Below are 19161 nucleotides of genomic sequence, written 5' to 3'. Positions count from 1 at the left end.
TGCCCACCTGGTGAACCTGCTGCCCCTGGTCGACGTGCTGCTCGCGCGCGAGCGGCTGCGCCTGGGCGATCTGGACGGCATCGCCGTCACCGCGGGGCCGGGGCTGATCGGGGCCCTCCTGGTGGGGCTGAGCACGGGCAAGGCCCTCGCCATGGCCCACGACCTGCCCCTGGTCGGCGTGCACCACATCGAGGGCCACATCCTGGCCAACGCCCTGACCGAGGACATGGTGCTGCCGGCGGTGGTGCTGGTGGTGTCGGGCGGGCACACCGAGTTGATCCACATGCCGGCGGTCGGCACCTACGAACGCCTGGGGGCGACCCTGGACGACGCCGCGGGCGAGGCCTTCGACAAGACGGCCAAGCTGTTGGGGCTGCCCTATCCCGGCGGACCGCACATCGATCGGCTGGCGGCGCAGGGCCGGCCGGGCATCTTCGCGTTTCCCCGCCCGCTGCTGCACGACAAGAGACTGGCCTTCAGCTTCTCGGGCCTGAAGACGGCGGTCCGCACCGCCGTCGACGGGCTGCCGCGACCCCTCGACGAGCAGACGGTGGCCGACGTCAGCCGCGAGGTGCAGGAGGCCATCGTCGACACCCTCACGGCCAAGCTCTTCGCCGCCGCCCGCCGCACCCACGTCCGGGCGGTGTACCTGGCCGGGGGCGTGGCCGCCAACGGGGGCCTGCGCGACCGGGTCGCCGCCGAGGCCGAGCGCCGGGGCCTGCATTTCCGGCCCCCGGAACGCGTCTACTGCACGGACAACGCCGCCATGATCGCCTATGCCGGCTACTGCCATTTTCTGGCCGGAAAGCGCGATTCCCTGGCCCTGGACAGCTTTCCGCGGGGTCCGGTGACCAGCTGGCGCTGACCGCTCCCGCCATCCTGCGAATTATCCCTCAAATGGCATACCCTTTGCGACGATAAGAGATGCGTGATCCCCCACGGAAGGGGGAAGCACGCTCTCGTCCAGACGAAAAGGGTGAATATGACCGCGAAAGCGCGCATTCTCGTTGCCGACGACGAGCCCCATATCCGGCGCATCCTGCAGTTTCTGCTGGAGCAGGAGGGGTTCGAGGTCCAGATGGCCGAGGACGGCGAGGAAGCCTGGAAAGCGGTGGCCAGTTTCCAACCGGATCTGGTGCTGCTGGACGTGATGATGCCACGCATGGACGGCTTTTCCGTGCTGGAGATCATTCGTGCCGGATTCGAGACCGCCCGCCTGCCGGTGATCCTGCTGACCGCCAAGGGCGAGGAGCAGGACAAGGTCAAGGGGCTGAAGGGCGGCGCGAACGACTACATCATCAAGCCGTTCAACCACGACGAGCTGCTGCTGCGGGTCAGCAACCTGCTGGAGGCCACGCGGCGCGAGCGCGAGGCGAATCCGCTGACGGGGCTGCCCGGCAACCGGGCCATCGAGCGCGAGATCCAGTCGCGCATCGCGTCGGGGCGCGAGTTCTCGTTCATGTACATCGACATCGACCGCTTCAAGAGCTTCAACGACCACTACGGCTACAGCATGGGCGACCGTGCCATCTCGTTCCTCGCCGGCGTGCTGGTGGGTTGCACCCAGAAGTACGGGGCCGGCTGGGAATTCGTCGGCCACGTGGGCGGCGACGACTTCGTCGTGGCGACCGACACCGCCACGGGCGAGAGCCTGGCCCGCCGCATCATCGAGGAATTCGACGCGGGGAAGATCGACCTGCACGATCCGGCCGATTGGCAGCGGGGCTATCTGGAAGTCGAGAGCCGCAGCGGCAACACCGAACGCTTCCCGCTCATCACGCTCACGCTGGCGCTCATCGTCGACGCCAAGGGGCGCTTCGAGCATCCGGCCCAGCTGAGCGACACCCTGGCCGAGTTGAAGCGCTTCGGCAAGACGTCGCCCGCGAGCGTCATCGTGCGTGAGCGCCGCTCGTCCGACGGGGACCAGCCCGAACTGATCACTTCTGCCATGGGAGAGGGCAGCGCCAAGGAACCCGAAGGCGAATCCAGCTGACAGGCAGGGGAACCATGCTTCACACGCAGAATGAAGCCGGAAGCCTCGGCCACGAGCTTCGTCCGGTGTCCGCCCTGATGGAGCGGCTCGCCGGGGGGGACGGCACCCCCGACCTGGAACGCCTCGCGCTCGGCCTGGCCGACGCGCTGCCCCACCTGCCCGGTGCGCGCCACCTCGCCGTGGCCGTCGACGCCGATCGCGCCTTCCTGCTGGACAGCAACTGGAACCGTCGCCGGGAAACCTGCCTGGTCGTGTCGCGCGAGTCCGCGCCGCGCTGGGTGGCCCTGCCCGGCGGCTGGAATCCGCTGGCGGCGGCGGCCGGGGACAAGGAGCATCCCGTGGCCTGCGGACCGGCGCCGGTGCCCGGCGGGGCGCCCTGGTCGGTGCTGGACGATGCCGCCGCGGGGCCGTGGTGCCTGCTGCCCGTGCGGGTGCTCGGGCACATCGTGGCCTGCGTCGTCGTCGAACGGGAGCCCGGCGCCCACGAGGACCTCGCGGCGATGCTGTCCGCCGTCGGTCGCGCGGTGGGCGTCGTGACCGGTCTCTGGGCCGAACTCGCCTCGCTGGGCGTCGACCTGGACCAGGCCCGCAGCGAGGCCGAATCGCTGACCCGGCTGAACCGCCTGCAGGGCCGTTTCGTCGCCATGACGAGCCACGAGTTCAAGACGCCCCTGACCAGCATCACCGCCTACACCGACGTGCTGCGCAACCAGCTCACCGACGAGCAGTTCCCCCACGCGCGCGAGTTCCTCGACGTGATCAAGGCCGAGGCCGACCGCCTGCTGCGCATGGTGAACCGCATCCTCGATTTCACGCGGGTCGAGTACGGCTCGCGCACCCTGCAGCGCGAAGCCGTCGACCTGGTGCCCCTGGTGCACGACACCGTGCGCGGCCTGCAGGCGGCGATCCAGGACAAGGACCTGGACGTGACGGTGGAGGCCGCGCCGGGCCTGCCGCGGGCCATGGTCGACACCGACCTGATCCGGCAGGTGCTGCTGAATCTGCTGGGCAACGCGGTGAAGTTCACGCCCCGCGAGGGCGCCGTGCGGGTGACCGTGGCCGAGCTCGAGTCGGCCGTCTCCGTGACCGTGCGCGACACCGGTCCGGGCATTCCCGCCGGCGACATGCGCCGCGTCTTCCGCGAGTACTACCGCGCCGACGGCACCACCGCTCGCGAGGAGGGCACCGGCCTGGGCCTGACCATCGCGCGGCACATCGTGCACCTGCACGGGGGCCACATAGAAGTGGGCCGGCCCGAGGCGGGAGGCGCCGAGTTCCGCTTCATGGTGCCCAAGGAGACCGGGGCCGCCGCCGCCCTGCCCCTCGAACTGGGGCCGAAGACCGATCCGGAAGAGGCCCGCACCCTCGTCGACGAGCTCCTGCGCCTGGTGGCCGAGCTGACGGGCTCGCGCGCCGTGGCGATCCTGCTGCGCGACCGCAACGGCGCCCTGGTCGCCGCGGGCGCCATGGGCTGCCGCCTGGCCCGCGCCGACGTGCGGCCGATCCTCGAGAACACGGCCTGGACGCGCTTCATGCAGGCCGGACGTCCGGCCGTCGAACCGCCGGCCCTGGCCGACGACCTGGCCTGGAGCGCCGACGCGAGCGAGGAGAGCGGGCGCATGTTCGCGCCCCTCGGTGCGGGCGAGAACGTGCTCGGCGTGGTCGTGGCCGGTCGGCGCCGCGAAGGCCGCTACGACCAGGCCGACCTGGTGCAGCTGACCGTGCTGGCCGACGTGATCCGGGCCGCCCTGCAGGGCGTGCCCCTGGCCGCGGGGCGCACCATCGAGGCCGTGCGCACCCTGCTGACCATGCGCCGCTCGGGCGTGCCCACGGCGACACCGCGGGCCCTGGACCTGCTGGAGCAGGTGGGGCGGCGTCTCGGCGTGGGCGAGAAGGGCCTGCGCCGCATCCAGTACGCGGCGACCCTGCACGACGCGGGCATGGCCCGCATCGAGGAGGAGATCGTCTACGGCGACGGCCAGCTGGCCGTCGACCAGCGCGACGAGGTCGAGCGCCACGTGGAGCAGGGGATGGACGTGCTCGCGCCCCTGCTGCCGGACGAGGCCACGGCCGTCATCATCCGGCACCACCACGAGCGTTTCGACGGCGGGGGCTACCCCGACGGGCTGGCCGGCGAGGCGGTGCCCCTCGGGGCGCGCCTGCTCGCCGTCATCGACGCCTGGTTCTCGCTGACCCGCGACCGGCCCTTCCGTGCGGGCCTGGCGCCGGCGGCGGCGCTGGCCGAGATCCGCAACCACGCGGGCACCCAGTTCGATCCGCGCATCGTCGACGCCCTGGCGCAGGCCGTCGCCGCGGCGCCCCAGATGGTCACCACGCCGCCGTCGGGCAGCGACCCGGCCGCCGGCTAGAGGAGGACCCATGACCGCACCCGTCCGTGTCCTGATCGTGGACGACGAGAAGCCCATCTCGACCCTGCTGGCGCAGGCCTTCACCCAGGAGGGCTACCGGGTCGAGAACGCCTCGGACGGCATCGAGTGCATGAACCGGATGGCGGCCTTCGAGCCGGACGTCGTGGTCATGGACATCATGATGCCGCGCCTGGACGGCGTCGACACGACCCGCCTGATCCGCCGCAACCGCAACTACGCCGGCGCGATCATCGTGGCGCTGTCGGCGCGGTCGGACGACGAGACCCGGCAACGCATGAAGGAGGCCGGCGCCAACCTCTTCATGCGCAAGCCGTTCGTGATCGCCAAACTGGTCGAACGCGTGGCCCGGATGCTCGCCACGCGCTCGGGTTCCCGCTAGAGGAGACGCCATGGCCCTGGCCGCGTCCTTCGCCATCGTGCTGCCCGTGCTGGGCCCGGCCGCCGTGCGCGTGCCGGGTCTCGTCGTGGTGCTGCTCGTGCTGGCGACGGCGGTCGGGGTGTGGGGCGTGATGACCTGGTGGCGCATCCGCGCCAGCCGCCTGCGGCTGCTGCGCCGGCGCGACGAGCTCGCCCACGAGGTGGCCGAGCTGCGACGCGACCGGGACGCCGCCGCGGCCGCCCGCGACGAGGCGGTCGAGGTGCTGGCCCTGCAGAAGGACAAGACCGACGTCCTGCGCCTGCGCAGCCGCACCCTCGAGAAGATCCTGGCCGTCTCGGCGCGCATGAACGCGACCCGCAACATGAACGAGCTCATGGAGCACATCGTCGGCGCGGTCGAGGAGATCATCGGGTTCCGGCGGGTCGTGCTGTACGTGTGGTCGGACGTGGCCCAGGCCTTCGAGGCGCGCGCCTGCGCCGGCAACGCTCCGGACGGGGCCCGCGGACCGGGCGCGGACCACGTGACCGCCGCCGGGTACGCGGAGCTCTCGGACGTGAAGGACCGCTACAGCAACTGCTACCTCGTGCCTGCGGGCGGCGCCGCCGGCGGACACGACGCCGGCGCCGACGAGATGCCGCCCCTGGTGGGCCGCGAGTGGCGCGACGGCCACGCCCTGGTGGCGCCCCTGGTCACCGCGGGTGGGGACACCATCGCCTTCCTGCGCCTGGAGGATCCGCTCGGCGGGCTCATTCCCGGCGTGGTCGAGGTCCGTCAGCTCGAGTTCCTGGTGCAGCAGGCGACGACGGCCATCGAGTCGGCCGAGGTGTACGAGAAGCTGGCCCGCAACAACGCCGAGCTGAGCGTGGCCTCCGAGAAGCTGAACAGCCTCGCCGACCTGAAGAAGAACTTCATCGCGAACGTGAGCCACGAGCTGCGCACGCCGCTGACCTCGATCTCGGCCTACACGGAACTGCTGCAGAACAACATGGACAGCCTGTCCGGCGATTCGCAGGACGAGTTCCTGAAGGTGATCCACGCCGAGTCGGTGAAGCTGACGGGCATCATCAACGACATCCTCGAGCTGAACCAGATGGACAGCGGCCGGCCGACGCTCGTGCACGAGGACACCAACGTGGCCGCCCTCGTGCGGCGACTCGACGACTCCTGGCGCACGCGTGCCCTCGAGCGCGACATCGACCTGACGGTGGAGGTGTCCAGCGACGAGATCGTCATGCCGGTCGACGCCATGCTCATCCAGCAGCTGCTGACCCATCTCGTGGGCAACGCCTTCAAGTTCACGCCCGGCGGCGGGCGCGTCCGCATCCGCCTCGAGGAGACCGGCACGGCCGTGCGCCTCTCGGTCGAGGACTCCGGCATCGGCATTCCCGAAGACAAGCTGGGCGAGATCTTCGACCGCTTCTTCCAGGTCGACGGCTCGACGACCCGGGCCCACAACGGGCAGGGCCTCGGCCTGGCCCTCTGCCACGACATCGTGACCAACCACGACGGCCGCATCTGGGCCGAGAACGTCGAGACCGGCGGCGCCCGCTTCGTGGTGCTGCTGCCGCGGCGGCCGGCGGTGCTGCAGCCGACCGGACCGTCGGCCGTGGCGAGCCTGCCCTTCGAGGCCGGCGAGTTCATGCAGCGCGTGATGCTGTGGGTGTGCGAGAGCCTGGGCATCCAGGTGGCCACCCTGCTCATGCCCGATCCGGAGGACGAGTATCTCGAGATCAGGGCCGCGGTGGGGCTGCCCGAGGCGGTGGTCCAGAGCGCACGCATCCGGCGGGGGGCCGGCTTCTCGGGCAAGGTGTGGGCCACCGGCCGGACGCTGCTCGTGGCGGACGTCACCGCCGACGAACGCTTCGGGCACGAGGTGAACGAGCCGCGCTACACGACCCCGTCGCTGCTCTGCGTGCCGCTGCGCGACGGCGACCGGACCGTCGGCGTCATCACGGTGAACAACCGCACCGACGGGCGACCTCTCGACGAGGACGACGCCGTCTTCCTCGAGTCCCTGGCGCAGAGGCTGACCAGCCTGCTGCAGCGCTATGAGGCGTGGCAGGACGGCGCCCGCCGCTTCGAGCGCATCCGCGAGACCCTGCGCGCCACCACGGCCGTGGGGCACCTGCGCCACGAGACCATCCTGCAGGTGTGCCAGGAGATCTGCCTGGCCGCGGCGCGTCGGATCATGCTGCCCCACGACGAGCTCGAGCACCTGGCCTTCGCCCTGCAGTTCTACGACGTGGGGCTGGGCTGCGTGCCGCCCCAGCTGCTCGGCAAACCCGGCACCCTGACGGCCCACGAGGAGCGCCTGGTGCAGGAGCACGTGCAGGCGGGCCTCGAGATCCTCGAGCCCCTGGAGCCGGATCCGCGCGTGCGCCAGATCATCTCGCACCATCACGAGAACTTCGACGGCACCGGCTACCCGTCCGGCCTGGCGGGCGAGGCGATCCCCCTCGGGGCGCGCCTCGTGCGCCTCTCGGACACCTTCAGCGCCCTGCTCAGCCGGCGGCCGTGGCGCGGCGCCTACGAACTCGACGACGCCGTCGCGGAGATCCGGGCCGGCGCCGGGCGCCAGTTCTGCCCGCGCATGACCGACGTCTTCCTGGCCGAGGTCGAGGCGCGGCGCGAGCGCATCCGCGACCTGCAGGCCCACGGCGCGGACGGACGGGAACTCGTGCGGCCGCCCCTGGACCGACGGGGCATGATCAGCCTCTCCTGAAGGCGGGCGGGGCGCGAAATCGGCTCTTCAGCCGCGGGGGGCCGCGGCCGATAAACGGGAAAACCACTTCCGCGACGCCCAAGGAGGCTCCGCCTTGCAGACAGTCCTGATTGCCGACGACGAGCACAACATCCGCCACATCCTCGACTTCAGCCTGCATGCCGAGGGCTTCGACGTGCTGTCGGCCCACAACGGCGAGGACGCCCTGGCCATGGCGCGCGAGCACCGCCCGGACCTGATCATCCTCGACGTGATGATGCCCGGCCGCGGCGGCATCGAGACCTGCCGCGCCCTGAAGGAGGACATCGAGACGGCGGGCATCCCCGTGATCCTGCTGACGGCGCGGGTGGGCCAGGCCGATCGTCAGGCCGGCAACGAGGCCGGGGCCGACCAGTACATCACCAAGCCCTTCAGTCCGCAGAAGGTGATCGACACGGTGCAGCAGCTGCTCGGCGCGCGCTCCTGATTCCGGCAGCACCGGTTCCGCAACGCGGCGAGGGTCCCTTCCGGGGGACCCTCGCCGCTTTCCGGTGCCGGGTGCGCGGTGCCCGCTCAGGGGGTCGTCGCGGCCAGGGGCAGGGTGAGGCTGATGCCGCCGCGGATCTCGCCGACGCGATAGCCCTCGCGAGGGTGGCCGTAGGGGCCGGGACTGCCGGCCGGTTCGCCGTGGCAGACGAGGCACGCTTCCTGGATGGTGATGGGATTGACGAGCCGGTAGTCCGCACCGACCTGCTCACCGAAGGCCGCCGGGGCGTCGCCGGCGTTGGCTTCGATCACCCGCAGCGCCCCGCGCTCCCAGGCGTCGGGCGCGTTGAACTCGTTGCGCGGGCCGTAGGCGCCGCGGCCGAGGGTGGTCTGCTTGATGGTGACGCCCGTGCGGCGGCGGAAGTTCTCGGCCACCAGACGGCCGAAGGCGGCGGGCACGAACTTCTTCAGCACCACCGTGCCGTCCGGCTCGGTGTTGATGGCGGTCTGCAGGCGCGCGGTGGTGATGCGGCCGGCCTGCAGCAGGGTGCCGAGGGCCCGGGCGATGGCGGCCGGGTCGCGGCCGAGCCCGGCCGGGTCGAACCCGGACCCCACGAGCCCGGCGAACACGCCGGCGGCCTGGTCGGCATAGGCCCGCGGCATCAGGGCCGGGTCCTTGACCGTGCCCGTCGGCGTGCGGTTGATGAGGGCCTGGTGGTCGGCGACGACCTCGACAATGGACGCCCGCAACTGCCCGAAGTAGTATTCGCCGTCCCGGGGCGTCGTGGCCGTCGGCGCCGGGGCCGGGTCCGCCAGGGCGGCGCAGGGCACGACGTGCGTCGGGAAAAGGGGCGCCGCGAGGATCGCGACGACCAGCAGGGCCGCGGGAGCGCGGCCGGAGCGGCGGGTGCGCATGGCGGGTCGGTCCATCCCTCCGGGCGAAGGGTGAGCGGCGGGGCCGGGGGCGCCGCGCCGACGTATCTTATCGGCCACGCACGCGAAGAATTGAGGCGCAACGCCCCAGCCACGGATCGGTCATGGACAATCAACCCGCCTGCCAACACGTCGAGGTCGCCGTCCCGGTGCCCCTGGACCGGACCTTCACCTACCGCCACGTCCCGGACGCGAACGGGATGCCGGCGCGGGTGGGGGATCTGGTCGAGGTGCCCTTCGGGCGGCGCCGGGTGCTCGGCCTGGTCGTCGGGGCCGCCGCCGCGGCGCCAGGCGTGCGGGAGGTCGACGGGGTCCGGCTGAAGGACGTGCGGAGGGTGCTCGACGCCGCCTACCGCATCGAGGGCGAGCGGCGGCGACTGGCCGACTGGCTGGCGTCCTACTACATGCTGCCGCTGGGCGAAGTCGTGCCGTTGTTCCATCCGCCGCAGCCGGGCACCCGGGCGCGGGGCGGCCTGGCCGAACTGCCGGCCTACCCGGCCGTCGACCGTCCCGACATCACCCTCTCGCCGCATCAGGAAGCCGCCGTCGCCGCCGGCCGGGCCCACCTGGCGGCCGGCCGTTTCGCCGCCATGCTCCTGCACGGCGTGACGGGCAGCGGCAAGACCGAGGTCTACCTGACGCTGATCGAGGCGGCCCTGGCCGCCGGCCGGGGCGCCGTCTTCCTGCTGCCCGAGATCGCGCTCACGCCCCAGACCCTGGCCCGCATCGCCAGCCGTTTCGGCCCGCGGGTCGCGGCGATCCACAGCGGCCTGTCGGCGGGCCAGCGCTGCGGCGTCCACGAGGCCGCGGCGCGCGGCGGGATCGACGTGGTGGTGGGGCCGCGGTCGGCCCTCTTCGTGCCGATCCGCGACCCGGGCATCATCGTCGTCGACGAGGAGCACGAGTCGTCCTACAAGCAGGACGAGAAGCCCCGCTACCACGCCCGCCACGCGGCCCTGGTGCGGGGGCGCGAGGCCGGCGCCCTGGTGGTCCTCGGTTCGGCCACCCCCGACCTCGAGAGCATGCACAACGCGCGCGAGGGCCGCTTCGAGCTGTGGGAGCTGCCCGAGCGCATGGGCGGCGAGCTGCCGCCGGTCGAGATCGTCGACCTGCGCGGCACCGGCGCCGTCGAGGGGTTCACGCCCGCGCTGACCGAGGCCATGACCGCCACCCTCGACGCCGGCCGCCAGGTCATCCTCTTCTACAACCGCCGCGGCTTCGCGCGGGTGCTGCAGTGCCCCGACTGCGGCGAGGTCGTCATGTGCCCCAACTGCGACATCGGGCTCACCTACCACCTGCGGCCCCGGCGCCTGCTCTGCCACTACTGCGCCTTCACGCGGCCGGTGCCCGAGGCGTGCCCCACCTGCGACGCGGGGGAGGTGCGGCCCTCGGGCGGCGGCACCGAGAAGATCGAGCTCCACCTGCAGGGGCATTTCCCTGCGGCGAGGATCCTGCGCCTCGACCGGGACACCACCACGCGGCGGGGCAGCCACCGGGAGATCCTCGCGGCGTTCGCCGCCGGCGAGGCCGACATCCTCGTCGGCACCCAGATGGTGGCCAAGGGGCACCACTTCCCGGGCGTCGGGCTGGTGGGGGTTCTGGCCGCCGACGACGGTCTCGGCCTGCCGGACTTCCGCGCGGCCGAGCGCTCGTTCCAGCTGCTGACCCAGGTCGCGGGGCGGGCGGGGCGTGCGGGGGCGGGTCGGGTCGTCTTCCAGACCTGGCAGCCGGAGCACCCGGTCATCGCCGCCGCCGCCGACCACGACTACGCCCGCTTCCTCGCCGACGAGCTGCCCGCCCGCATGGCCCTCGGCTACCCGCCCGAACGCCGTCTGCTGCGGCTGGGGATCACCGGCCGCCGGCTGGGCGACACCGAAGCCGCGGCCGGGCGCCTGGCCGCGGCGCTGCGCGGCAGCTTCACCCGGCCGGCCCTGACCATCCTGGGCCCGGCGCCGGCGGTCTTCCCCCGCCTGCACGACCGCTACCGCTTCCAGATCCTGATCAAGGGGGCCCTGCGGTCGGGGGAGAAGGCCTGGCTGGTCGGGGTGATGGCCGATCTGAAGGCCGGTTTCCGGGGCGTGGACGTGAGCCACGACGTCGATCCGGTCACCGTCTACTGACGCCCCCTGTTCGGGAGCGGCCAGCCGTGGTACAATCCCGGGGTTCCTTCGTCGCGGATCCGGATCCCGCCGCCCGCTGCGAGTCGTCCCGGTCCGTCCGCCCGAAAGGCTCCCGATGCCCCGCACCGGCCCTGTCCGCCGCCGTCCGGCCGCCCTGTTCGCCGTCCTGGCTCTCGCTATGACCGGCGCCCTGCCCGCCCTCGCCGCCGCCCTGCCCGACTTCGAGGCCCTGCGCCGCGAGGCGGCCGCCCGGGGCGGCCACTGGGAGGTCGACGAGACCTTCAGCCGGTCCCTCACGCCGGACGAGCGCGCCCACCTGCGCGGCTATGCGCCGCCGCCGGGCTACCAGGCCGAACTGGAGAAGAACCTCCGCATCTATCCCGTGGCCAAGACGCTGCCCCTGAACCTGAACTGGCGCGATCTGGGCGGCATCACCCCGGTGAAGAACCAGGCCCAGTGCGGCTCGTGCTGGGCGTTCGCCGCCACGGCCGAGATGGAGGCCTTCATCCAGATCTACTACGGGCAGACCCTCGACCTCTCCGAGCAGCAGGTCGTGTCGTGCAACCCGTACGGCGCCGGCTGCGACGGCGGCTGGGCCACGGCGGCCTACTACATCTTTCAGCAGCGCGGCGCGGTCCTCGAGGACTGCCATCCGTACCTGCAGGCCGATCCGCCCATCGCGCCCTGCGAGGAGACGAACTTCCGCAAGTACGGCTGGATCACGGGCTTCAGCTACATCGTGAACGACCTCGAGCAGATCAAGGCGGCCCTGCAGTACGGACCCGTCTGCACGGGCATCGACGGCGGTCCGGCCCTCGAGGCGTATGGCGGCGGCTGCTTCGACGTGCCCGGCAGCGTCATCAACCACCTCGTGCTCATCGTGGGTTACGACGACCGCGCCTGCGGCGGCAACGGCGCCTGGCTGATCAAGAACAGCTGGGGTCCGGACTTCGGCGACGGCGGCTACGCCTGGATCCAGTACGGGGCGGGCCTGACCGGCAACTCGGTCACCCAGCTCGACTACACGCCGCCGCCGGTCACGGTGGCCATCGCGCCGGGCCCGACCCAGACCCCGCTCTACGCCGACCAGTGGGTCGACCTGAGCTGGACCACGACCGGCCCCGCGGTGCCGGCGGTCGACATCTGGTTCGGCGCCGGCGGCGCCTGCGACGACATCCTCGTCGCCACGAACGTGCCCAACACGGGCAGCTACAGCTGGCTCGTGCCCAACGAGAGCACCGACTACGGCAGCCTCGTGGTCTTCCCCAGCAGCGGCACCGCCGACGGCTACGGTTTCACGACCGGCGCGGTGAAGGTGATCGGCCACCGCACGCGCTACGTGTCGCCCCTGGGCAGCAACACGGCGCCCTACGAGTCGATCGCCACGGCGGCGCACAGCATCGGCGACGCGGTGGCCGCCTGCACCGGCACCGACACGGTGCTCGTGGCCGGCGGCGACTACGCCGGGAACATCACCCTGAATCGCACGGTGAAGGTGATCGGGTCGTGGAACACCGACTTCACCGTGCGGGACATGGACGCCCACCCGACCCGGCTGCAGGGGGCCAACTCGGCCATCCGGGTGTACGCCGGGGCCGGCGACTTCGGCTCGGTGGAGAGCCTGGTCGTCCACGGGAGCACGGGCGGGTACGCGTCGACACCGGTGGGCGGGCAGCACGGCGGCGCGGTGTACGTCAACGCGGCGGCGCCGACCTTCCGGGACTGCCGCTTCGAGAACAACCGGGCGGCCGTGGGCACGGGCGTCGGCTTCGGCGGGGCCGCGTGCGTCGTGGGGGGGGCGCCGGTCTTCGACCGCTGCGTGTTCACCGGCAACACGGCTTCGGGCGGGGGCGCGGTGGGTGTCTTTGCCGGCGCCGAGGCGACCTTCACCGACTGCACCTTCGCGGCCAACGTCCTGAGCGACAGCCTCGCGGCGAACCGGGGCGGCGCGGTGCACGTGTCCGGCGCGACGGTCCACCTCGCGGGCGCGACGCTGGTGAACAACGGCGCGGCCGGCCGGGGCGGCGCCGTCTTCGCCGACCAGGCCGTGGTCTCGCTGCACGACACCGCCATCGACGGCAACCGCGCGCGCGAAGGGGGCGGGGCCGTGACGGCCCTCGGCGGCAGCCTCGACCTCTGCCGCGTCACCCTGGCCGGCAACAGCACCCTCGCCGGCAACGGCGGCGCCCTCGAGACCGACGGCACGGCCCTCGACCTGCGCAACGTGCGCGCCACCGGCAACACGGCCGCCGCCCTCGGCGGGGCCCTGGCCGGTCTGGCCGCGTCGGGCCGCGTCGAGAACTGCCAGTTCGACGCCAACACCGCCGCCAGCATCGGCGGGGCGTTCGTCTTCGGGTCCGGACCGCTGGCCGTGCGCCAGAACATGGTCTTCGCCAACGCGGGCGGCGGGCTCCTGGTCACGGGCGCCGAGGCCGTTGCCGACGGCAACAACACCTGGCAGAACACCGGCGGCGACGACCTGAGCGCCGCGCCGGGACCGGGCTCGTTCAGCCTCGACCCCCGCTTCGTGGCGGCGGTCGCCGGCGACTTCAGCCCCGGCGAGCACTCGCCCAACGTCGACGCCGGCGCGGCGGGCTGCCTCGATCCCGACGGCTCCCCGGCCGATGTCGGCCTGCACGGCGGCCCCGATGCCGCCTTCGCCCAGCCGGCGCCCATCGCGGGCGCGGCCCTGGCCGATCTGGGCGGGGGCGTGGTGCGCCTGACCTGGGACGCGGCCGCGGCGGCCAACACCAGCCACTACGTGGTGTACCGCGACAGCACCGAGATCTTCCGTCCCTCGGCGGCCAAGACCGTGCGCACGGTGGCCCACCCCACCGCCTTCCTCGACGACACGCCCCCGACCGGCGGCTGGTACTACCTGGTGTGCGCGGTGGACGCCGACGGCCGCTGCGGCGGCTACTCCGCGCGCGTGGCGGTGGACGGCTCCGGCCCCAGCCCGGTGCCGGATGCGAACCTGCCGCGCCATCTGGCCATCACCGGCGTGGCGCCCAACCCGTTCAACCCGCGGACCACCATCGCCTGGGACCTGCCCCGGCGCGGGCAGGTGCGCATCGCCGTGTACGACCTGCGCGGCCGGCTGGTGCGGACGCTGCTCGACGGCCAGGCCGAGGCCGGCAGCCACCGCACGGTGTGGGACGGGCAGGATCGCCATGGGCGGGCCGCGGCGGCGGGGATCTACTTCGTGCGCCTGAGCGGGGCCGCGGGCGACCGCACGCGGAAGATGGTCCTGGCCAAGTAGGGAGCGGCCGGCGACCGGAGGGCCGTCAGGCGACCGGTCGGTCCGTCAGTCGTCCAGCCATTTGCGGAGCTCGGCGGTCGTCACCCGGCCGTCGAGATCCATCCGCCCCACCTCCTGCGGCAGCACCCAGCGCACGCCGCGCCCCGCCACCGCCTTCTTGTCGCCGGAGATGAGGACCTCGAGGACCGGGTCCGGGGGACACGAGCAGCTCACGGGCAGCCCGCACGCCTCGAGGATCTCGATCACCTGGACGGCGATGGGCAGGGGGCAGGTGCCGCGCTCGGCGGCGACGCGGAAGACGACGGCCATGCCGATGGCCACCGCCTGGCCGTGGGAGAGGGGCGCCGCGGTGTCCTGGCTCCAGGCCTCGACGGCGTGGCCGAGGGTGTGGCCCAGGTTCAGGGCGCGCCGGGGGCCGAGCTCGCGGAAGTCCCGGTTCACCACGTCGGCCTTGACGCGGGCGGCGCGGCCGATCCACTCGGCCCAGGGCAGGGCCCCGATGATGCCGGGCACCGGCGCGTCCGGCGCCGCCGTCCGGTCGCCCAGGAGCGCGGCGATGGCGGCCCGGTCCCGGTGCAGGTCGGCGAAGAGCCGGGCGTCGCCGATGAGCGCCGTCTTGACCAGTTCGGCCATGCCGTCGCGCCACGCTCCCAGCGGCAGGGAAGTCAGGAAGCCGCAGTCGGCGAGGATGCCGCTGGCCGGATGGAAGGCCCCGACCGGATTCTTCAGCCCCGCCGCGTTGATGGCCGTCTTGCCCCCGATGGCGGCGTCGACCATGGCCAGCAGCGTCGTCGGCAGGGCCACGAAATTCACGCCCCGCTTCCAGGTGGCGGCGGCGAGCCCGACCAGGTCCAGCACCGTCCCGCCCCCCACGCCGACCACGGTGCCGTCGCGCCCCACGCTGCGGGCCGCCAGCCAGTCGTAGATCAGGCCCAGGCGGGCCAGGGTCTTGACGCCCTCGCCGCCGGTCAGCACCAGGGTCGGGCTTTCCAAGCGGGTGCAGCCCTGCTGGATCTGGTCGAGCCAGTCGGGATGGTGCGCGGCCACCGCCGCGTCGACCACGAACACGGGGGCGCCGCCGCGCAGGTAGTGCTCCAGTTCGAGGCCCGCCAGGGGGCCGAGAACGAACCGGCTCACCCTTCCATCCAGCTTCATTTCAACGATTTCGGGGCGGTTGCTGCGCATCCGGATCCAGGCCCTTTCCAGGTTGTCGGCTTTTTGACAACAGCTATCTAAATCCTATAAGTGAGAGTGACTTTCAGCTTCATGCAAATCCGTAATCAGGGGCGTGTTTCGCTTGTTTCGCAACAGTCGGAAGACTACCTTGGGCGAGCACGACAGATGCAAGAGCCCTGGACCGCACGCGGCCGCCAGACTTCCGACGACCGGACCGTGCACGACCGCAAGTGTACAACATGGGGTGCCGGTTGACCAACAGCGGCCCGGGGCGCCACCACAAGGAGTGTTGCGATGTCACGAAAGATGACCGAGATCCGCTGGCACGCCCGCGGCGGGCAGGGGGCCAAGACGGCCGCCATGTTCCTCGCCGAGGCCGTGCTGGAGAAGGGCAAATACGGGCAGGGCTTCCCCGAGTACGGGCCGGAGCGCCGGGGCGCGCCCATGCGCGGCTACACCCGCATCGCCGACGAACCGATCCGGCGGCACTGCATGATCGAGAATCCGGGCACGGTCATCGTGCTGGATCCGACCCTGCTCGACAGTCCCGCCGCGGGCGTGACCGCGGGCACGGGCAAGGGCACGGTCTTCATCGTCAACACCACCGAGGATCCCAAGACGATCCAGAAGAAGCTCGGCATCAAGGGCGCCCAGGTGCACACGGTCGACGCCACGGGCATCGCCCTGGACGCCATCGGCCGCCCGATCCCGAACATGCCCATGATCGGCGCCTTCCTCGCGGTCAACGACGTGATGACCGTCGACGAGCTGAAGAGCGCGCTGGTCGAGCAGTTGAGCAGCAAATTCTCGCAGGTCGTGATCGACGGCAACCTGGCCGCGGTCGACCGCGCCAACAAGGAGCTGGTGTCGGCATGAGTTTCCTCCAGAACAGCGAACTGCACGAGGGCGGCATCATCCGCGACGCCGGCAACGCCGCCACCTACAAGACCGGCGACTGGCGCACCTTCGTGCCCGAGTTCATCGAGCAGAACTGCATCCACTGCATGTTCTGCTGGATCTACTGCCCCGACTCGGCCATCGACGTCGACACCTCCGGCGACAAGCCGGTGATGAAGGGCATCATCCTCGACCACTGCAAGGGCTGCGGCATCTGCGCCCACGAGTGCCCGCCCGCCAAGAAGGGCCGGGCGGCCCTGAACATGGTCCGCGAAGAGAAGTAGGCGCGAGCCGGAAAGGAGAGAGAGTCATGGAACAGAAACTCGTGGCACTGTCCGGCAACGAGGCCGTCGCCTACGCTTTCAAGCAGGCCAGGCCCCACGTCGCCGCGGCGTTCCCGATCACGCCCCAGACCGAGATGATGCACAAGTACGCCGAGTTCGTCGCCAACGGCGAATCGCAGACCGAGATGATCCTCGTCGAGAGCGAGCACTCGGCCATGAGCGCCGCGGTCGGTTCGGCCGCCGCCGGCGCCCGCACCTTCACCGCCACCAGCAGCGCCGGCTTCGCCCTCATGTGGGAGGTCGTCTACATCGCGGCCTCGCTGCGGCTGCCGATCTGCATGGCCCTGGTGAACCGCGCCCTGTCGGGCAACATCAACATCCACTGCGACCACTCCGACAGCATGGGCGGCCGCGACGCCGGCTGGATCCACCTGTTCGCCGAGAACGCCCAGGAGGCCTACGACAACGCGGTCATGTCCTGGCGCATCGCCGAGCACATGGACGTCCGCCTGCCGGTGATGGTGAACTACGACGGCTTCATCATCAGCCACACGGCCGATTCGCTGAAGATCCTGCCCGACGACGTGGCCTACAAGTTCATCGGCAAGTACAAGCACGCCTACACGCTGCTCGACCCCGAGAACCCGATCACCGTCGGCCCCCTCGACCTGACCGACTACTACTTCGAGCACAAGGCCAGCCAGCTGGCCGCGTACCCGAAGGCCATGCAGGTCATCGAGCAGGTGAGCCGGGAGTTCGGCGACCTCACCGGCCGCCACTACGGCTTCGCCGAGGAGTACATGCTGGACGACGCCGAGATGGTCATGGTCCTGCTGGGCAGCAGCGCCGGCACGGCCAAGGACGTCATCGACGAGTACCGCGAGAAGGGCGTCAAGGTGGGCCTGCTGAAGCTGCGCACCTTCCGGCCGTTCCCGGTCGACTACGTGGCGGAGAAGCTGGCCGGCCGCAAGGCCGTCTGCGTGCTCGACCGCTCGGCCAGCTTCGGCGGCCAGGGCGGCCCGCTGTTCATGGAGGTCCGCAGCGCCATGTACGGCCTGCAGGTCCCCGTGCACGGCTACATCTACGGCCTCGGCGGACGCGACTTCGACCTCAGGCAGGTCGAGACCGTGATCCAGGACCTGCAGAAGGTCGCCGCCGGCGGCGAAATGAACCAGATCAACCTGCTGGGCATCCGGTCCTAGAAAGGAGGCACGACCATGGCAACGACCCTGAAGCAGTTGACCCAGAACGAAGACCTCCTCTGCGGAGGCCACCGCGCGTGCGCGGGCTGCACCGGCTCGAACATCCTGCGGCAGATCATGCTGACCGCGGGCAAGGACACCGTCGTCGGCGGCGCCACGGGCTGCATGGAGGTGGTCACGACCATCTTCCCGTACACGGCGTGGAAGACCTCGTTCATCCACAGCGCGTTCGAGAACTGTGCGGCCACCGTCAGCGGCGTCGAGACGGCCTTCCGGGCCCTGAAGAAGGCCGGCGAGCTGCCGGTCGAACGCGAGAAGATGAACTTCATCGCCTTCGGCGGCGACGGCGGCACGTACGACATCGGCCTGCAGTCCCTGTCCGGCGCCATGGAGCGCGGGCACAACATGGTGTACGTGTGCTACGACAACAACGCGTACATGAACACCGGCATCCAGCGTTCGAGCGCGACGCCCGTGGGCGCCCACACCTCGACCGCGCCGGCGGGCTCCGAGAGTTCGGGCAAGACCCAGCTCCGCAAGGACCTGACGAAGATCCTGGTCGCCCACAACATCCCGTACGTGGCCCAGACGACGCCGTACCACTGGAAGGACCTCGCCACCAAGGTGGAGAAGGCCCTGGCGGTGGACGGTCCGGCCTTCCTGAACATCCTGATGCCCTGCACGGTGGGTTGGCACTTCGACCCGGCCCTAGGCATCGACCTCGCGCGCGAGGCGGTCGAGTGCAACTACTGGCCGCTGTTCGAGGTGGAGAACGGGAAGTACAAGATCAACGCCCGGCCCAAGGACAAGATGCCCATCGCCGACTGGATGAAGAAGCAGGGCCGCTTCAAGCACCTGTTCCGTCCCGGCAACGAGCACGTCCTCGAGTTCACCCAGCAGTGGGTGGACGAGGAATGGGAGAAGCTGGTGCGGATGGAGGAGAGCACGAACGTGTAGGTCGTGCGCTGCGCCACGCCAGTGAAGAACGGCGCCCCGGCCATATGGTCGGGGCGCCGTGTTTCGCCGGTGGTCCCGCCGGGGACCGCCCTAGTCGCCACCGTCTCCGAGGAGCCGCAGCAGGGCGTCGCGCACCGGCTTCTCGAAGGTTCGCCCCAGCATGCGCCGGCGGGCGACCTCGGGCTTCACCCAATGCCGCTCCCGGATGTGGTCCTCGGGCCAGGTGGCGTCCTGGCCGGTGACCTCCATGAGGTGGATCTCGACGGCGAAGGTGCCGTTCCACTTGGAGTACACGTAGGTGCCCACCGGCTCGCCGACGATGTCGCCGCGCAACCCGGCTTCTTCCCAGGCCTCGTTCAGGGCCGTCTCCTCCGAGGTCTCGCC

General features: G+C 71.4%; 15 protein-coding genes. 12 read left to right on the top strand and 3 right to left on the bottom strand.

Annotated elements, in window-relative coordinates; all coding sequences use genetic code 11:
* From tsaD to KDM41_03570, 6 genes are all read left to right on the top strand, one after another.
* The coding region (gene tsaD / locus KDM41_03595) for a tRNA (adenosine(37)-N6)-threonylcarbamoyltransferase complex transferase subunit TsaD (protein ID MCB1182493.1) at positions 1-865 on the top strand (865 nt) is incomplete at its 5' end.
* Between the two features lie 117 nt (positions 866-982).
* The gene (locus KDM41_03590; GenBank protein MCB1182492.1) at positions 983-1993 is read left to right on the top strand and encodes a response regulator; all 1011 of its coding nucleotides are present in this window, start codon (positions 983-985) and stop codon (positions 1991-1993) included.
* A gap of 14 nt (positions 1994-2007) precedes the next feature.
* A complete protein-coding gene (locus KDM41_03585) occupies positions 2008-4362 on the top strand; it encodes a GAF domain-containing protein (protein MCB1182491.1) in 2355 nt (784 codons plus the stop codon).
* 10 nt (positions 4363-4372) lie between these two features.
* Positions 4373-4762: a response regulator transcription factor gene (locus KDM41_03580; protein ID MCB1182490.1), complete on the top strand. Its 390-nt coding sequence runs from the start codon at positions 4373-4375 to the stop codon at positions 4760-4762.
* Between the two features lie 10 nt (positions 4763-4772).
* Positions 4773-7484: a GAF domain-containing protein gene (locus KDM41_03575; protein MCB1182489.1), complete on the top strand. Its 2712-nt coding sequence runs from the start codon at positions 4773-4775 to the stop codon at positions 7482-7484.
* A gap of 94 nt (positions 7485-7578) precedes the next feature.
* Positions 7579-7950: a response regulator gene (locus KDM41_03570; GenBank protein ID MCB1182488.1), complete on the top strand. Its 372-nt coding sequence runs from the start codon at positions 7579-7581 to the stop codon at positions 7948-7950.
* 86 nt (positions 7951-8036) lie between these two features.
* On the opposite strand, the gene KDM41_03565 is transcribed toward KDM41_03570, so the two are convergent.
* Entirely contained in the window at positions 8037-8864 is an 828-nt protein-coding gene (locus KDM41_03565) for a DUF3365 domain-containing protein (protein MCB1182487.1), read from the bottom strand.
* Positions 8865-8986: 122 nt separating this feature from the next.
* Here KDM41_03565 and priA point away from each other — a divergent pair, with 122 nt between their 5' ends.
* Together priA and KDM41_03555 are read left to right on the top strand one after the other, a co-directional pair.
* A complete protein-coding gene (gene priA, locus KDM41_03560; protein MCB1182486.1) occupies positions 8987-11002 on the top strand; it encodes a primosomal protein N' in 2016 nt (671 codons plus the stop codon).
* Between the two features lie 115 nt (positions 11003-11117).
* A complete protein-coding gene (locus KDM41_03555; protein ID MCB1182485.1) occupies positions 11118-14261 on the top strand; it encodes a T9SS type A sorting domain-containing protein in 3144 nt (1047 codons plus the stop codon).
* A 45-nt stretch (positions 14262-14306) separates the two neighbouring features.
* Here the strand turns inward: KDM41_03555 and KDM41_03550 are convergent, their stop codons facing one another.
* Entirely contained in the window at positions 14307-15398 is a 1092-nt protein-coding gene (locus KDM41_03550) for a 3-dehydroquinate synthase (protein ID MCB1182484.1), read from the bottom strand.
* Between the two features lie 333 nt (positions 15399-15731).
* Between KDM41_03550 and KDM41_03545 the strand changes: the two genes are divergently transcribed.
* From KDM41_03545 to KDM41_03530, 4 genes are read left to right on the top strand one after another with little or no spacing between them, the layout of a single operon-like run.
* A complete protein-coding gene (locus KDM41_03545) occupies positions 15732-16313 on the top strand; it encodes a 2-oxoacid:acceptor oxidoreductase family protein (protein ID MCB1182483.1) in 582 nt (193 codons plus the stop codon).
* Entirely contained in the window at positions 16310-16618 is a 309-nt protein-coding gene (locus KDM41_03540) for a 4Fe-4S dicluster domain-containing protein (protein MCB1182482.1), read from the top strand. The genes KDM41_03545 and KDM41_03540 overlap by 4 nt, the downstream gene beginning before the upstream one ends.
* Positions 16619-16644: 26 nt before the next feature.
* The gene (gene porA, locus KDM41_03535) at positions 16645-17820 is read left to right on the top strand and encodes a pyruvate ferredoxin oxidoreductase (GenBank protein ID MCB1182481.1); all 1176 of its coding nucleotides are present in this window, start codon (positions 16645-16647) and stop codon (positions 17818-17820) included.
* 15 nt (positions 17821-17835) lie between these two features.
* Positions 17836-18777: a pyruvate ferredoxin oxidoreductase gene (locus tag KDM41_03530; GenBank protein ID MCB1182480.1), complete on the top strand. Its 942-nt coding sequence runs from the start codon at positions 17836-17838 to the stop codon at positions 18775-18777.
* Between the two features lie 90 nt (positions 18778-18867).
* Here the strand turns inward: KDM41_03530 and KDM41_03525 are convergent.
* Positions 18868-19161 (bottom strand): NUDIX domain-containing protein (locus tag KDM41_03525; GenBank protein ID MCB1182479.1); only part of this gene is annotated, 294 nt, incomplete at its 5' end.

It is taken from the genome of bacterium (genome assembly GCA_020440705.1).
Lineage (GTDB): Bacteria > Krumholzibacteriota > Krumholzibacteriia > LZORAL124-64-63 > LZORAL124-64-63 > JAGRNP01.
Note: the sequence above shows the minus strand (reverse complement) of the source record. Positions and strands in the feature narration are given on the sequence as shown.

Coding starts and splice junctions, on each gene's coding strand:
- KDM41_03590 (MCB1182492.1), top strand. CDS start 983: ATGACCGCGAAAGCGCGCATTCTCGTTGCCGACGACGAGCCCCATATC.
- KDM41_03585 (MCB1182491.1), top strand. CDS start 2,008: ATGCTTCACACGCAGAATGAAGCCGGAAGCCTCGGCCACGAGCTTCGT.
- KDM41_03580 (MCB1182490.1), top strand. CDS start 4,373: ATGACCGCACCCGTCCGTGTCCTGATCGTGGACGACGAGAAGCCCATC.
- KDM41_03575 (MCB1182489.1), top strand. CDS start 4,773: ATGGCCCTGGCCGCGTCCTTCGCCATCGTGCTGCCCGTGCTGGGCCCG.
- KDM41_03565 (MCB1182487.1), bottom strand. CDS start 8,864: ATGCGCACCCGCCGCTCCGGCCGCGCTCCCGCGGCCCTGCTGGTCGTC.
- priA (MCB1182486.1), top strand. CDS start 8,987: ATGGACAATCAACCCGCCTGCCAACACGTCGAGGTCGCCGTCCCGGTG.
- KDM41_03555 (MCB1182485.1), top strand. CDS start 11,118: ATGCCCCGCACCGGCCCTGTCCGCCGCCGTCCGGCCGCCCTGTTCGCC.
- KDM41_03545 (MCB1182483.1), top strand. CDS start 15,732: ATGTCACGAAAGATGACCGAGATCCGCTGGCACGCCCGCGGCGGGCAG.
- KDM41_03540 (MCB1182482.1), top strand. CDS start 16,310: ATGAGTTTCCTCCAGAACAGCGAACTGCACGAGGGCGGCATCATCCGC.
- porA (MCB1182481.1), top strand. CDS start 16,645: ATGGAACAGAAACTCGTGGCACTGTCCGGCAACGAGGCCGTCGCCTAC.
- KDM41_03530 (MCB1182480.1), top strand. CDS start 17,836: ATGGCAACGACCCTGAAGCAGTTGACCCAGAACGAAGACCTCCTCTGC.